Annotated in this window: 10 protein-coding genes and 2 pseudogenes; 1 reads left to right on the top strand and 11 read right to left on the bottom strand. The window is 68.4% G+C overall.

Annotation, left to right across the window (positions count from 1 at the left end; genetic code table 11):
- Nucleotides 1-25 precede the first annotated feature (25 nt).
- The 9 genes and pseudogenes from U3653_RS13425 to U3653_RS13385 form a co-directional block, all read right to left on the bottom strand.
- Nucleotides 26-1,999, bottom strand: a complete 1,974-nt coding sequence (locus U3653_RS13425; protein WP_195080257.1) for a flavin-containing monooxygenase — start codon at nt 1,997-1,999, stop codon at nt 26-28.
- A complete protein-coding gene (locus tag U3653_RS13420; protein WP_195080258.1) occupies nt 1,996-2,880 on the bottom strand; it encodes an SDR family NAD(P)-dependent oxidoreductase in 885 nt (294 codons plus the stop codon). Before U3653_RS13420 ends, U3653_RS13425 begins: the two co-directional genes overlap by 4 nt.
- On the bottom strand, nt 2,880-3,767 hold the full coding sequence (locus U3653_RS13415) for an SDR family NAD(P)-dependent oxidoreductase (protein WP_195080259.1): 888 nt from the start codon (nt 3,765-3,767) through the stop codon (nt 2,880-2,882). The genes U3653_RS13420 and U3653_RS13415 overlap by 1 nt, the downstream gene beginning before the upstream one ends.
- Nucleotides 3,764-4,501: pseudogene (locus tag U3653_RS13410) on the bottom strand (alpha/beta hydrolase); the annotation flags it as partial. The pseudogene U3653_RS13410 and the gene U3653_RS13415, both read right to left, overlap by 4 nt.
- A gap of 213 nt (nt 4,502-4,714) precedes the next feature.
- A pseudogene (locus U3653_RS13405) lies at nt 4,715-6,313 on the bottom strand (flavin-containing monooxygenase); the annotation flags it as partial.
- A 184-nt stretch (nt 6,314-6,497) separates the two neighbouring features.
- On the bottom strand, nt 6,498-7,436 hold the full coding sequence (locus tag U3653_RS13400; protein ID WP_195080261.1) for a VOC family protein: 939 nt from the start codon (nt 7,434-7,436) through the stop codon (nt 6,498-6,500).
- Nucleotides 7,437-7,463: 27 nt separating this feature from the next.
- Complete coding sequence (locus U3653_RS13395) at nt 7,464-8,648, bottom strand: acyl-CoA dehydrogenase family protein (protein WP_195080262.1); 1,185 nt, start codon at nt 8,646-8,648, stop codon at nt 7,464-7,466.
- Between the two features lie 40 nt (nt 8,649-8,688).
- Nucleotides 8,689-9,885 (bottom strand): 3-ketosteroid-9-alpha-monooxygenase, oxygenase component, encoded by a 1,197-nt coding sequence (locus U3653_RS13390; RefSeq protein ID WP_195080263.1) that lies wholly within the window; start codon nt 9,883-9,885, stop codon nt 8,689-8,691.
- A gap of 128 nt (nt 9,886-10,013) precedes the next feature.
- Nucleotides 10,014-11,093, bottom strand: a complete 1,080-nt coding sequence (locus U3653_RS13385) for a 2Fe-2S iron-sulfur cluster-binding protein (RefSeq protein ID WP_195080264.1) — start codon at nt 11,091-11,093, stop codon at nt 10,014-10,016.
- A gap of 228 nt (nt 11,094-11,321) precedes the next feature.
- On the opposite strand from U3653_RS13385, the gene U3653_RS13380 reads away from it, so the two are divergent.
- Nucleotides 11,322-12,122 carry an IclR family transcriptional regulator gene (locus tag U3653_RS13380; protein ID WP_195080265.1) on the top strand — a complete coding sequence of 267 codons (801 nt, stop codon included), beginning with the start codon at nt 11,322-11,324 and terminating at the stop codon, nt 12,120-12,122.
- A 297-nt stretch (nt 12,123-12,419) separates the two neighbouring features.
- Here U3653_RS13380 and U3653_RS13375 read toward each other — a convergent pair whose 3' ends face one another.
- Both U3653_RS13375 and U3653_RS13370 read right to left on the bottom strand, forming a co-directional pair.
- The gene (locus U3653_RS13375) at nt 12,420-13,385 is read right to left on the bottom strand and encodes an alpha/beta hydrolase (protein ID WP_195080266.1); all 966 of its coding nucleotides are present in this window, start codon (nt 13,383-13,385) and stop codon (nt 12,420-12,422) included.
- A gap of 284 nt (nt 13,386-13,669) precedes the next feature.
- On the bottom strand, nt 13,670-15,235 hold the full coding sequence (locus U3653_RS13370; protein ID WP_195080267.1) for an FAD-dependent oxidoreductase: 1,566 nt from the start codon (nt 15,233-15,235) through the stop codon (nt 13,670-13,672).
- Nucleotides 15,236-15,263: the final 28 nt, after the last annotated feature.

The following is a 15,263-nucleotide window of genomic DNA, read 5'->3' as shown; positions in this document are numbered from 1 at the left end:
ACACGCCGTGAAGGTGTCGGCGGCGCTATACCGAGGCGGGGCCTCGGTGCGGGAGGAAAGTCAGATCCTCGGGATGGGGCTCGCGCAGCATCGTCCAGTAGTCGACGAGACGCCATGGGCACGGCACGATCGCCCGGCCGGAGCTGTTGCGGTAGTACCCGTTGACCTGCGCACCCGGATGCACCCACACGGTCTCGTCGAGCGCTTCGTCGACGCGGCGGTTGTACTCGTCCAGCGCTCCCTGTTGGACGTCCATGGCGGCGTGGTCGTTCTCCAACAGGTACTGCAAGCACTCGATGATGTAGTGCACCTGTTCCTCGCCGGTGATGTTGTGCCCGGCGCCGTGGTTCGGCGCGGCGTTGGGCCCGGCGGTGACGAACAGATTCGGGAACCCCGACACCTGCACGCCCAGGTAGGCGCGCGGGTCCTCGCCGCCCTTCCACACCTCCGCCAGTGTCCGGCCGTCCCGGCCGGTGATGTCGATCGTGGTGGTGAACTGGAGTTCGAACCCGGTGGCGAGAATGATCACCTCGGCGGGGATGAACTCGCCCTCCGTAGTGACCACGCCTTCGGGCGTCACCCGCTGGAACGAGGCGCGGTGCAGGGTCACGTGCTCGCGGTTGAGTGCCGCGAAGAAGCCGGGGTCCTTCACGATTCGTTTGGCGTAGGGCCGGAAGTCCGGTGTCAGCTTCTCGATCAGGTCGGGACGGTCCGGGAAGCTCTTGTCCAAGTACTCCAGCGCGGTGCGCAGCACCATGTCGTTGGCGGGGGACGCGGACAGGTGGGTGGCCGCCCACTCCTTATCGATGCGCGGCAGCGGGTAGAGATTGTCCGAGGCGAACCAGTAGGTGCGCAGCCGGAACCATTTGTCGTAGAAGGGGAGATTCGCCATCGCCCACTTCTCGCCCGCGGGCACCTCCCCTCCGACGGTCTTCTCGGGCACCAGCCAGTGCGGGCTGCGAACCACGACATCGAGCGTGTCGACCTCGTCGACGATGCTCGCCACCACTTGCACCGACGTGCAGCCGGTGCCCAGCACCACGACCCGCTTGCCACGCAGGTCGATGCCGGTGTCCCAGTTCGCGGTGTGCACGACGGTGCCCGCGAAGGTCTCCATACCCGGCACCTCGGGAATGTTGGGCGCATTGAGCATGCCCAGCGCGGTGACCACGGCGCGGGCGCGGTGACGGGTGACCACGCCGTCGCGGTCCTCGGTCACCACCTCCCAGCGATTCTCCCCCGCCAGCCAGGTCGCGGACCGCACCCGCGTGCCGAACCGGATGTGCTCGCGCAACCGGTACTTCTCGACCACACCGAGCAGGTAGCTCTGGTATTCCGGCCCGGTCGGATAGTAACGCGACCAGTTCGGGTTGAGCTCGAACGAGTAGGAGTAGTAATGGCTCGGGGTATCCACCGCCGCACCGGGATAGGTATTGCGGTGCCAGGTGCCGCCGATATCATCGCGTTCCTCGAAGATGGTGAAGGGGAAATCCGCCTCCCCCAGCTTGATTCCCGCGTTGATGCCGACGATGCCCGCACCGATCACGATCACTTCGAAGTCGGCCGGCGGTGTCACGGTCACCGGGACGTGGCGTCGGTCCTTGGTGAATCCGGCCTGCTCCAGCAGGATCGGCACGAACTCCGCATCGACCCGCTCAGCGGTGCAGAGGGTCGCCATGCGGCGGAACAGCTCGTCGTCGGGGACACCGAGCGCGGCAACGGAATCCGGGGTGAGCACCTCGCGGGCGCGGGCGCGGATGTCGGCGGCGACGTCGTCGGGGTAGGTGCCGGGCGGTACCGTCGGGCGTGTGCCGGTGCGGTAATGGTTACCCGGCTCCTCGATCGACAGGCGCGCGCCGAACTCGTCGAGCAGTCCGAGATCACCGGTCACGTGCACCATCGACATCAGAAGCGGCGCCGCCTCGCATTCCGCGATCGCCTGATGGAGCGCGGCTTCTCGATCTGCGGCGGAGACGCCGGCGACGATGGTCTCGGTCATGAGCTACCTTCCGGGAGTGGCACGCCCATCCGGGCGAGCATGTCTCGTGGGTTGGAGGGCGGGCTGAGCGACAGCAGTTGCTCACCGCGCCGGGTCGCCGAGGCGGTGCACATGGCGTCGTCGGAGAAGACCCAGAAGTCGCCGCGGGCGATCTGTTCGACCATGTGCTCGGCGGCCTCGAGCGGGTCGAGCCCCTTCTCCACGTTGTCCCGCTGCATCGCGGCGAACACCGCGTTGGCGGTCGGGTCGGTGGTGGGCGCGTCGCGCTGAGCCGCGAGGAAGATCTCGCTGCGGATCGAATGCGGTACCACGGCGCTGACCTGTATCGGAGCGCCGACGACCGCCAGGTCCTGCCACAGGCACTCGGTCATCGCCTGCACCGCGAACTTGCTGACGATGTAGGGCGACTGCACGGCGACGGTGTTCAGACCGCCGACCGAGGACAGGTTGGCGATGCAGGCCGGGGTACCCGCCTCGATCATGCGCGGCACGAAGGACTTCAAGCAGTAGAAGACCCCGTCCACGTTGATCTGCATGAGTCGGCGCCACCGGGCGGGATCTATTTCCCACAGCAGTCCCGCCGACTCGACTCCCGCGTTGTTGATCAGTAGTTCGACGCTGCCGTGCCGGGCGAAGATCGTCGCGGCCATGTCCTCGACCGCGCCCGCGTCGGCGACATCGACCCCGAAGCCATGGGCGTTGCCGCCGTGCTCGATGATCTCCGCGGCCACACCGGCGGCGCGGTCCTCGTCGATGTCGGCGACGACGACGGTCATGCCGAGGACGCCGAGGTGGCGAGCCAGGCCGCGGCCGATTCCTGCCGCCGCACCGGTGACGACCGCAGTGCCGTCGGAGAACCGTTCTCGTGCGGTCGTGGCCATCACACTCCCTCCGGGAGGATGTGCGGGTTGGCCCATGCCGGTGGTTGTCGCCGTGGCAGTTCGGTGCGCCCGTCGAGCGACATCACCGGGGTGTTCGTCGCCCACGGGAAGTGCAAGCTGAAAGCCACCAGGCCGGTACGGTGGACGGCGGGCATCGTGCACATCTCCAGCACTGTTTGCGCGAGGTATTCGACCGGCTCGGTGTCGTAACCCTCCGGAAGCAGCGTCGCCGCCCCCGGAGTCATGATGGCGGTCGAGGGTCCCACGGCGTTGACCGCGATCCCCTCGTCGACCAACTCCGCGGCCAGCCCCTGGGTGAAGCGGTGCAGCGCGGCCTTGACCGAGGCGTACACGACGTCGCCGGAGGTCTTGTTGTACTCGCGGAACGGCCGGATGGGGCTCAGACCGGTCGACGATCCGATATTGACGATCCAGCCGCTGCCCTGCTTGCGCAGGTGCGGAATCGCGGCACGGCAGAGCGCGAACGGCACCTCGAGGTAGTGCTGGACGGTCCGGTGGAACGTCGCGTCGCTCATCTTCTCGATCACGCTGTAGTCCGCGAAACCCGCGTTGTTGACCAGGATGTCGATGCCGCCGAGTTCCTCGACGACCTTCTCGACCAAGCCGGCGCGTTGTTCGGCGTCCTCGAGATCGGCCGGGACGGCGATCGCCCGACCGCCCGCGGCTTCGATCAACTGCACGGTCTCCCCGAGGGAGCCGGACAGCACATGCGTGGCGCCGTCGCGAATCGACGGTGTCGGGGAGTTCGACCGGGCCGTGACGACGACGGTCGCGCCTTCTGCGGCCAAACGCTGCGCGATGGCCCGGCCTATCCCCCGGCTGCTGCCGGTGACCAGGGCGATCTTGGTCGTGAGTCGCTGTGTCATGACACCTCCAGCACGTCGCGCATCAGCTGCCAGAGCACCTCACGCGCCGGCCCGGTCAGCGACAGGCTCGGGAAGGTCAGGAATCCGTGGAACAGCCCGTCGAAGCGGTGCGCGGTGACCGGGACGCCCGCCTCCGCGAGCCGCCGGGCGTAGTCCTCCCCCGCCGAGCACGGCGGATCCAGCTCGGCGGTCGCCACCACCGCCGCGGGTAGCCCGGCCAGCGAGTCGGCCCGGCTCGGCACCAGATACGGGTTGTCGGTGCCGTGCGGCGCGTACTGCTGCCAATACCAGCGCATGGCCTTGGTGGTGTTGTAGTAGCCCTCGCCGTAGAGCCGGTAGGACTCGGTGGTGAAATCGTCGTCGATCACCGGATACAGCAGGATCTGAGCGGCGATCCGCGGCCCGCCGCGGTCGCGGGCGGCAAGGCTCACGGTTGCCGCCAGGTTGCCGCCCGCGCTGTCGCCGGCCACAGCGAGCCGACCCGGGTCGCCGCCGAACTCGGCGGCATGCGCGGCCGCCCAGCTCAGCGCCGCGTACATGTCCTCCATCGCCGCGGGGCCGGGATGCTCGGGCGCGCGCCGATAGTCCACCGAGACGACCGCGACGCCGACCGCCTCGGCCATCGATCGGCAGAATTCGTCATGGCTGTCCAGATCGCAGAAGACGAATCCGCCGCCGTGCGCGAAAACCACCACCGGCAGCGGCGCTTTCGCGTCGCGCTCGGGCACGTACACGCGCACCGCCAGATCACCGCCAGGGCCTTCGATCACCCGGTCCTCGGCGATGCGCATGCGGGGCAGGCGCGTCAGCGGCGCCCGCCGGGACACGATGATCTCGCGCAGTTCGGCGGCCTCGTGCCGCGTCACATCCGGGAACGACTCCAGGGCCGCGAGCATCGCCTCGACATCAGGATGCAGGTCCGGCCGCCGCCGCGAGCCCGTGGCGCCACCGAGGTCGAATCCCTTGTATCCGGCGGCGGCCACCTCCGAGCAGATGCTGTTGTAGTTGCCGAACCCGCCGATGTAAGGCATGAAGACCCGCGGCTTGCCCGGGATATTCGCGCCCATGTACCAAGAGTTGGCGGAGGGGAACAACGTGGCCGCCGCCTTCGCGTTGCACTCGGCCACCCATTCCTCGACCGACTCCTCGGTCGCCTCGATGGTGGTGTGCCCGTGTTCGTCGAGATAGTCCAGGCAGCCCGCGATCCAGTCCACGTGCTGCTCGGCCATCAGCACCATGTTGGCCAGCACGCTGGGGCTGCCGGGGCCGGCCAGGATGAACATGTTGGGGTACCCGGCGACCGCGAGCCCGAGGTAGGTCCGCGGGCCCGCCGACCAGTCCTCGCGTAGTTCCCGGCCGCCGCGGCCGCGGATGTCGATGCGCGACAGCGACCCGGTCATGGCGTCGAAGCCGGTGGCGAAGATCAGCACGTCGAGGTCGTAGGTCTCCGCCGTGGTCCGCACCCCGGTCTCGGTGACCGCCTCGATCGGCGTGCGCCGCAGGTTCACCAGGGTGACGTTGTCGCGGTTGTAGGTCTCGAAGTAGCCGCTGTCGGTGACGATGCGCTTGGTGCCGATCGGGTGATCGTTCGGGATCAGCTGATCGGCGAGCTCCTGATCGCGCACCATCTCGCGGATCTTGGCCTCGACGTACTCGCGCGCTGTGTCATTGGCGGCCGGGTTCGTCGTCTGATCCGGGAAAGCCTTGGCGAACAGGTAGCCGCCGCGCTGCCACCACTGGTCGTAGATCCGGGTCCGCTCCTCGGGGTCGATCTCCAGCGCGCCCTTGGGGTACGGGCTGTTCGGGGTGCCGCCGCCGCTGATCCTCGACAGCCTGCGCCGCTCGGCGTAGTTCGCCTTGACCTCGGCCACGAACTCCGGGTCCAGGGGGCGATTGCCCGCCGGGATCGAGTAGTTCGGCGTGCGTTGGAACACATACAGGTGCTCGGCGTGCTCGGCGATCACCGGGATGGCCTGGATCGCCGATGACCCGGTGCCGATGACGCCGATCCGCTTGCCGCTCAGATCAACCGGCTCGTGCGGCCATTCCCCGGTGTGGTAGACCTCGCCGGTGAAGGTGTCGCGGCCCGGGATGTCCGGCATGTTGGTCGCGGACAGCACACCGGTGGCGAGGATGCAGAAGCGCGCGGTCACCGTACGGCCGGTGTCGGTGGAGATCGTCCACCGCTCGGTCTTCTCGTCATAGACCGCGGCGGTCACCCGGGTCAGGAAGTCGTAGGCAGAGCGCAGATCGTGCCGGTCGGCGACGTGCTCGAGATAGCGCAGGATCTCCTCCTGCGTCGCGAACCGCTCCGACCAGGTCCACTCCCGCTGCAACTCCTCATCGAAGGAGTAGGAGTAGTCGATGCTCTCGACATCGCAGCGCGCACCGGGGTACCGGTTGTGATACCACGTGCCGCCCACTCCGTCGGCGGATTCGAAACCGTGCACGCGCATACCGCGGCCGCGCAGCTTGTACACCGCGTACAGGCCGGATATCCCCGCCCCGACGACGACGGCGTCGAAATCGCTGTCCTGAGTTGTCACTACATTCACTTCCCTCGATGAGGTGATCGTCGGTTGGAGCCACACCGTGAGTGGCATAACGGCTTCCGGAACGGTGCGCTCCCGCCCATCGGTCCTCGAGATCCGCGGTTCTTCGCACCACGTGTGCGTGCCGGGAACGGGCGGTATGGGTCCGTCCCGGCACGCGAGACACTTCCGACAGCCGTCAGGAGCCGACTGTCTCGGCGGCCGCGGTCTTCTGTGCTTCCTTCATTTCCCGCATCCACATCCACTCGTGGCCCCAGTAGCTGTCCGCGGTGATCTCTTCGGCGGTGTAGTAGCTCTCGTCGACGAGCTTGCCGCCGTAGCCGTACTCGATGTCCCAGCCGCCGGGCACCCGGACGTAGAAGGAGATCATTTTGTCGTTGGTGTGCCTGCCCAGAGTCGAGGACACCGGGAACTCGCGGGCCAGCACCTGGTCATAGGCGCGGCCGACCGCGTCGAGCTCGTCCACCTCGACCATCACGTGGATCAGCCCCGGATCCCGGCCCTCCAGACTCGGCATGATCGCCAAGCTGTGGTGACGCTGGTTGACCCCCATGAACCGGATCCGCATCGGCGGCGTCCCCGGCGGGGTCGGCATCCGAAACGCGCCGCGGGACAGAAAGCCCAGCGTCTCGTTGTAGAAGGCGAAGGACTCGTCGAAATTGGTCGTCGGCATCACCACATGGCCCATGCCTTGCTGTCCCGTGACGAAACGCTGACCGTACTTGGTCAGCACGGGGCTGTGCTCGAGCACCGGGCCGTGGAAGAACTCGAGCGGCGTGCCACCGGGATCCTTCATGCTGAATCCGGCCTCGACCTTGCGCAGGTCCGCCAGTTCCTGCGACATCGGGGTGGTCTGGAATCCGGCGGCTTGCAGATGCTCGGCCAGCCGCCGCAGCGCGAGACCGTCCCGGACCTCCCAGCCGACCGCGGTCACCCGGTCGACGTCACCGCGTTCGACGGTGATGCGGGCTGGTCGCTCGTCCATCCGGAAGTGCAGGGCGTCCTCTTCCGGGCCGAAGCCCGGCGCGAATCCCAGTACCTCGAAACCGAGTTCGCGCCAGCGCTCCATATCGGTGGCGAGAACCCGGACGTAGCCGAGCCCCTTGATTTCGGTCATCGTTGCTCGCGTTCCTTTCCGAACCGGTCAGATCATCACGCGCAGCGGTCCCGGCGGGACCTCCACGCCCAGCGACGCCAAGGCGGCGGCGTGGTAGGTGGTGCTCGTGACGTGGATGGCGTGGTGCAGGCCCGCGTGGCCGTCGCGCCAGAACCGTTGCAGCGCGTTGTCCATGCGCAGCGCGTTGCCGCCGGCCCGGTCGAAGATCTCGTCGGCCGCACGCACCGCGCGCCACGCGGCGCGGGCCTGGTCCCGGCGTACCTTGGCGCGCGTCTCGAAGTCGATCTCCTCGCCGCGGTCGACCATGTCGTAGATGCGATCGACGTTCGCCAGCAACTGCTGACGGGCGGCGTCGATCTCCGAGGCGGACTCACCCAGCGCGTGCAAGACGTAGGGGTCGTCCTTGACGACGGTGCCGGTGGCGCCGACGCGATTGCGCTGGTATGCGATTCCGGCGGCGAGCACGCCTTCGCAGATGCCGATGGTCGCCGAGGTGATGCCCAGCGGGAACATGGTGGACCAGGGCATCTTGTAGAGCGTCTCGGTGACGCCGTACTCCTTGGCCGCGGTGCCGTCCATGACCTTCGCCGAGTCCATCACCCGGTAACTCGGGATGAAGGCGTCCTCGACGACGATGTCCTTGCTGCCGGTGCCGCGCAGGCCGACCACGTCCCAGGAATCCGCCACGATCTCGTAATCCGAACGGGGCAGGATCACATGCAGGCCCTGCGGCGGCATCAGCGGCTTGCCGTCCGGGCCGCCGACCATGGCGCCGAGGAAGATCCAGTCGCAGTGGTCGGTACCGGAGGAGAACTGCCAGCGCCCGTTCATCACGTAGCCGCCGTCGGTAGGCACCGCGATCCCGCCCGGCATATAGGGCGAGGCCTGCCAGGTATCGCCATCCGTGCCGAGCACCTCGTCCTGGACCTTGGGGTCGGCGAAGGCGAGCTGCCAGGGATGCACGCCGACGATGCCGCCGACCCAGCCGGCCGAGCCGTAGATGCTGGCGGTCTTCATGACGGTCTCGGCGAACTCTCGCGGGTGCGCCTCGTAGCCGTTGTACTTCTTGCGCTGCAGCAGCCGGATGAGGCCGGCCTCCTTGAGCTGCGCGGCCATGCCATCGGTCAGCCGGCCGAGCGAATCGGATTCCTCCGCGGCTGCGCGGATCTCATCGGCGATGGCGACGATGTTGTCGAGGACGGTATGGGGCATCAGAACTCCTGGTCCGTGAAGTCTCGGGAAGGATTGGTTGTCAGGAACCGGTGGGCGCGGCCTCGCGGTTCGCTGCCAGGTTGGGGGCGATGGCGCTGCGGCCAGCGGCCAAGTTGGCGTCCACCTCGGCCTGCCAGTTCTGCAGAGCGCGCTCGGTGTCGATCTCGAACTCGAACCGGTTGACCATCTCTGGCTTGACGTCTTCCACATCGACGTAGAACTGCTCGTACCAGCGGCGCAGCTGGTAGACCGGCCCGTCTTCCTCGCACAGCAGCGGATTGTCGATGCGCGCCTTGTTCTTCCAGATCTCGACGTCCTGCTCGAAGCCGATGGCGATGCCTCGCCCCACCGCGGCGGCCATCGCGTTCGCGGCGTCGTCGTCCATGCCTGCCGGTTTCTCCACGATCACGCCGTATTGCAGGCGGAAGGAGGTCGGGGTGATCGGGTAGTGGCAGTTGATGAGGTAGATGTTCGGCTCTGGCCGGTCGGCGTACTGCGCGCTCCAGAGCGCGTCCACCATGTAGGACGGTCCGTAATATGTAGCATCGGAACGGCTTTCGAGACCGGAATCGGTGTTCTGGCTGACGCCCACCGCGTCCGCGCGTGGACGCGACCGCATGAATTGGGTGGCGGTGTGGCCCTCGAAGACGTTGCGGAAGTAGGTCGGCATGCCGTAGTGGACGTAGAAGAAGTGCGCCATGTCCACGACGTTGTCGACGATCTCGCGGCAGTGCGAGCCCTCGACGACGATGGAGTTCCACACCCAGTCCGTCCAGCCCGGATCACCGTAAGCGGGAATCTCCGGAATCGTCAGTTCGGCGGGGGCCTTGCGCCCCTGCGGATCGTGCCAGATGAACAACTGACCGCTGATCTCCATCGTCTGCCACGACTTGGTCCGCGCGAGCGGCGGAACTCGCCGGGCGTAGGGGATCTCGGCGCATTTGCCGTCACCGCGCCAGCGCCAGTCGTGGAAGGGGCACGCGATCGTGTCGCCCTTCACCGTCCCGTGCGCCAGGTTGCCACCCATGTGGGGGCAGAAGGCGTTGAGCACGTTCAGCTTTCCGTCTTCGCCTGCGAACACGACGAGCTCGGTGCCGAACGCGCGGACCTGATGCGGACGGCCGTCCGCGAAGTCGCGGACCAGTCCGAGGCAGTGCCAGCCGCGGGCGTATCGCTCGGGCGGCAGGCCGGTGTCGATGACACGGACCCGGTCTCCGGTTTGCGAGGTGGAAGTCACAATACCTCCTGGTCAGATGGCTGCGACCGCGAATCTCGTCGCACTGTGATCAGCTTGTCAGCGGAACTCCCGGTGTGACGCGCGTCTCCTGCTGAGTGGGACAGGTTTCCGGGGCGCCGATCTGCCGCTCAGTACTCGATCGCGATCTCGTCGGTGACCGGTTCGGCCTGGCAGGCCAGGATGTAGCCTTCGGCGAGGTCGTCCTCGGTGAGGATCTCGTTGCGCGCCATGGTCACCCGCCCCTCCGTCAGGGAGCACACACAGGCGCTGCATGCGCCTTCGCGGCAGGAGTACGGCGCCTCGACACCGGCGGCCAGCAAGGCGTCGAGCAACTTGCGGCCCGCCGTCCACGGCACCTGGCGTTCCGTGCCGTCGATGCTCACCCGGATCCGGCACACCACTTCGCCCGAAGCATCTCGGTCGTCACCGGGTTCCGCGTCGGTGAACGGGTCGGCCTGTAGGGACAGGAAGCGTTCGGAGTGCACCCGGGACGCGGGGAAGCCTTCCGCCGCGCACACCTGCGCGGCGAGATCCATCAAGGGCGTCGGGCCGCAGATGTAGACCGCGCGGTCGCGCAAGGGGCGCACGAGCATCGACAACGTGCGCCGCGTCGGATAGCCCTGCACCGACTCGAGCACGTGAATCACCGAGAGCCGGTCGGCGAAGCGGCGCTCGAGCTGTTGCAGCTCGCGCGCGAAGATGACCGAGTCCTGATCCCGGTTGGCGTAGATCAACACGACGTCACCGCTGCCGGCGAACAGGATCGACTTGGCGATCGCGATGACCGGGGTGATACCGCTGCCCCCCGCCACGAGGACCACCGACTCGTCGAGCGAGGCAGGCGTGAAGGTGCCCGCAGGCGGCAGCACCTCGAGTTCGTCTCCGGCGCCGACCGTGTCACAGAGCCAGTTGGATCCGTGGCCGCCCGCCACCCGCTTGACGGTGAACTTCATCGCGGCGTCGCTGTAGGGCGAACTCGACAGCGAGTAGCAGCGCGCGGAACCGGTGCCGACATCGGGCACCCGGACAGTGAGGAACTGACCGGCCCGATAGCCGTTGTCGCCGTCACCTCCGAGCGGTTCCACGACGAAGGAACGCGCGTCGGCGGTCTCCTCGATCACCTCGATCACACGGACACGACTGCCGCGCGGCGCCGTCGTCGCCGGATCCGCGAGGACATCCGGACCGGCACTTGTCTCCGTGGACATCCGCCCTCCTGCTCGTCGATGGTGCGTTCCCCGTTCCGGTCGGATCCGGGCCTCGCGAGGCTATGGCGCGCGGGAGCGCGGCAGACGGGAATGTCTCGCTGATCGGGAAGCGCTCCAGGACTCGTGCGATGGTGGTGCGCACGCTTGTCACGGGCGGTTTGATGCCCACATGCACGTGGTAGTACCGTGACCCATGTCACAGCGATGTGATGAGCGCTGGGAGGTCGAGTGAGAACATCAAGTCCCGCCGGGGTGCCGGTTTCGGTGGTCGAGCGGATATCCCTGGTGCTGGAGACGTTCAATGGTGTCGGGCCGCTGACCTTGGCTCAGGTGACGTCCCGGACCGGTCTGCCCCGGTCGTCGGTGCACCGCCTGCTGGAGCAGCTCGCGAGCGCGGGCTGGCTCGCGCGCTCGCCCGAGCAGACCTACGAACTCGGCGTCAAGGCGTACGAGATGGGTCAGGCCGCGCTCAATCAGAATCGGCTGCTGCAGGGAGCGCGCCCGGTCATGCAGGCATTCGCCCATCAGACGGGCCTCACCATCCAACTCGCCGTGGTCGACCACGGCGACGCCGTCTACCTCGCGAAGGTCAACGGCCGCTCGTCGGGGCCGACGCCGACAGCGGTCGGTCAGCGGGTGCCCGCACACCTGACCGCCGTGGGCAAGGTGCAGCTGGCCTTCGCCGAGGCGACTCGCGATCCGCATGTCGTGCGCGCGCTGCAGCACACCGACGGCGGTGAGCTGTTACGGCGTACTACGCAGAGCATCGCCACCGACGCCAAGCTGGAGGAGGAACTCGCCGCCATCCGGGATCGTGGCGCCGCGTTCGATCGTGGTGAGGCGTTCTCCGGCATCGGCTGTGTCGGCGTCTCCATCGGTCCGCCGGACCACATCTACGGCAACTTGGCCGGCATCTCGATCTGCGCGCCGGTCACCACGCTCGACTACCGCAAGCTGGTCGGTCCCGTCCGGATGGCAGCCCGCGAGATCTGGGAACGTTGCGTGGCGGCCGACCTGGCGTCGCATTAGACAGTACTGCGCCGGATCGTGCTCGCGTGCGTGTTCACCTCTCCTGGGGCCGCCGATACCGGTTGTCCGTCCGGGCTACTTCTGTCCCAGCCCAGAGCCCATGGAACCGCCGATCCGCCGCAGGGCCTCCGGCTGGTCCGCCGCCTGGGCGTCCGGTTCCTCGCCGTCATGCCGGTCGGCGTCAGGTCCATTCCTGCTCGGGCGGACTGCCAGGCGAAAACGAAACGAAGCCGACGTCACGGGCACTACCTGTTACCGGCCCACTCACCGCGACGTCGGCTCGGAGTAAGCGTTCGATCACGCTTCTGGTGAAGTGACCGGCGGCTGCTGTGCGCAGGCGAACTTGGCGCGCAACAGTGCGCCGGTCTCGGCCACAGCGAGCATCCCCCGGGCCGAGTTCTCCGGCCGCATCAGGAAACCGTGCAACACGCCGGGATAGCGGGTCAACGTGGTCTGCACGCGAGCGTCGCGCAGCCGGGAGGCGTAGCGTTCGCCCCAATCGCGGATGGGATCGCATTCGGCGGTGGCCACGATCGCCTGGGGCAGCCCGGACAAGTCGGCGGCGTAGGCGGGAACCCGGTAACAGTCGGGCGGATCCGCGGCGCCGGTATCGGCGAGTTCGTGCAGATAGGTGATGTCGTCACGCAGGAGAGTCGGCGCGTCGGGCATCTCCACCACGGACGCCGCGCCCATGTCCCGGTCCAGTCCCGGATACAGCAGTACCTGGGCGAACAACGCGGGGCCACCGCGATCGCGGGCCAAAAGGGCGACTCCGGCTGCCAGTCCCCCGCCGGCGCTGTCGCCGAGCACCGCCAGCCGAGCGGCGTCGACCCGGAACGCGGCCGCGTTCTCGGCGACCCAGGCGGTAGCCGCGTATGCCTCCTCGACCTGCACGGGAGCGGGCCATTCCGGGGCCAGCCGGTAGTCGACGCCGACCACCGTCGCCGCGCTCGCGGCGGCCAACTGCCGTGCGAGCGGTTCGAAGGAGGCGTTGGAACCCATGGCCAGCCCGCCCCCGTGCAAGTGCACGACGACCGGCGCGGCGGAGTCCATCGCGGGTCGGTACACCCGCAACGGGATGTCACCGTACGGGCCGGGAACAGCGAGGTCCTCGATCTGCGCCATCGACGGCATGCCCGCGGGCAGCGGCATGGCTTCGACGCCGGTTCGGACTGCCTCGATGCCGCGCGAGCGCATCGACGGTATCGGCCCGAGGCGGGCGATACGCGCCGCGACGTCGGGATCCAGCGAAGGTACAGGCATGGCGACTCCTACGACGTATCGGTAGCCGGGTCAGGCACCAGTGGCGGCCGGATTCGCCTGCGCCGTGACCCGCTCCACCCGCTCGACCCACAGCGGGGGCCAGTCGGGGTGCGGGGAGGATGTGGGTCTTGCGCTCCGCCATGCCGCGCACGACGAATTCGGCGATGGCCGAGACCGGCAGACTCCCCCTGCCGGGGGGCGGGGGGGCGGCGCCGCCCCGGCGGCGGTGCCCCACCAACGGGGGGGGGGGGGGGGGGGGGGCGCCCCCCCCGCCCCGCGGCCGGTCAGGATGCGGCGGCGTCAGCTCCGCTGAGCCGACCGGCCATGTCGGCCACGGCGCGGTAGGCCATCACCATGCCGGAGCCCAGCGGCACGCCGGGGCCTGGATAGACCGGCCCCGCTACCGAGGCCGCGGAGTTGCCCGCGGCGTAGAGGCCGGCAATCACCGAGCCGTCGCCCCGCTCGACCGCGCCTTCGGGGCCGATCACCGCGCCGCCCTTGGTGCCGAGATCGCCGAGGACCAGCCGGACCGCGTGGAAGCGGGAGCCGTCGAGCGGGCGCAGGCACGGCTGCGCCGAGGTCGCACCCACGAAGAAGCGGCCGAACGGGTCCTCGCCGCGGTCGAAGTCCGCGTCCCGGCCGCGCTCGGCGAACTTGTTGAACCGGCGCACCGTCGCGACCAGTCGCTGGGGATCGACGCCGATCGCGCCGGCGAGTTCGGCGATGTCGCCTGCGGTGTGCCACAACCCGGCCGCCGAGAGTTCCTCGCGGTCGGGCGAGGGGACGCAGATGGCGGGCAGATCGTCACCGGATCGGTCGTCGAAAACGAACCAGAACGCGTCGCCGTGGCCGAGCCGCATCCGTTCGCGCATCGCGCGGCCCATCCGGTCGTAAGGAAGCATCTCGTTCGCGAAGCGCTGCCCGGTGCCGTCGACGAAGATTCCGGCCCGCACGCCGAGCGTGAACGCGGCATGGCCGTTGGGGAACAGGGTGGCCGGACACCACCACGACTGGTCCAGAAGGTCCAGTTCGGCGCCCGCCGACTGCGCCAAGGCGACGGCGTCGCCGGAGCCGGTGTCGGGGTGCGACGAACTCCAGTCGGCGGTCGGCATGTCCTGCCACTTCGCGCGCAGTTCCGCCGAACGCTCGAAACCGCCCGCGGCAAGCAATACTCCCGCGCGCGCCCGGATGCGGGTCTGCGTGCCGTCCGGTCCGGTGACGACGACGCCGGTGACCCGCCCCTCCTCGTCCTGCACCAGGCCGGTGGCCGGGGTGGACAGTTTCAGCTCGGCGCGACCCGAGGCGTCCAGAGCGAGGATCATCCGGGCGATCCAGGCCTGGCCGCCGTCGAGCATCGACCGGTCCATTTCGATCCCGAACTGGTCGACCGGCACGACCGGCCGGATGTCGCCCAGCCGGTCACCGACCTCCTCCGCCGAGATCGGGCGGGCGAAGATGCTGCGCCCGTTGGCGCTTCGTCCCGGCGCGTCGAAATAGTCCGGGAAAGGCCGGTGCTCGAGTGGGATGCCGATCGTGTTCTCCAGGAAGTCGGCGACGACCGGACCGGTCTCCAGGTAGGCACGCTGCACCTCGGGGCGGGTGCGGTCACCGACGAGCGCGGAGAAGTAGGCGAGTCCCTTCTCGACGGAATCGTCGACACCGTCCCGCTTCAGCACGTGATTGCCGGGCAACCAGACGCTGCCACCGGAATAGGCCGACGTGCCGCCGAAACGATCCGTCTTCTCGATCACGCAGGTCGACAGACCCCGGTGGGTCGCTGCCAGCGCTCCCGCCAGGGCCGCGCCACCCGAGCCCACCACTACAACGTCAAAGGTACTGCCCCAGCTCATCGTCGACTGCACTCCATCTCTCCGGTCC

Origin of the sequence: Nocardia implantans (genome assembly GCF_035544775.1) — a bacterium.
GTDB classification, from domain to species: Bacteria; Actinomycetota; Actinomycetes; order Mycobacteriales; family Mycobacteriaceae; genus Nocardia; species Nocardia implantans.
Note: the sequence above shows the minus strand (reverse complement) of the source record. Positions and strands in the feature narration are given on the sequence as shown.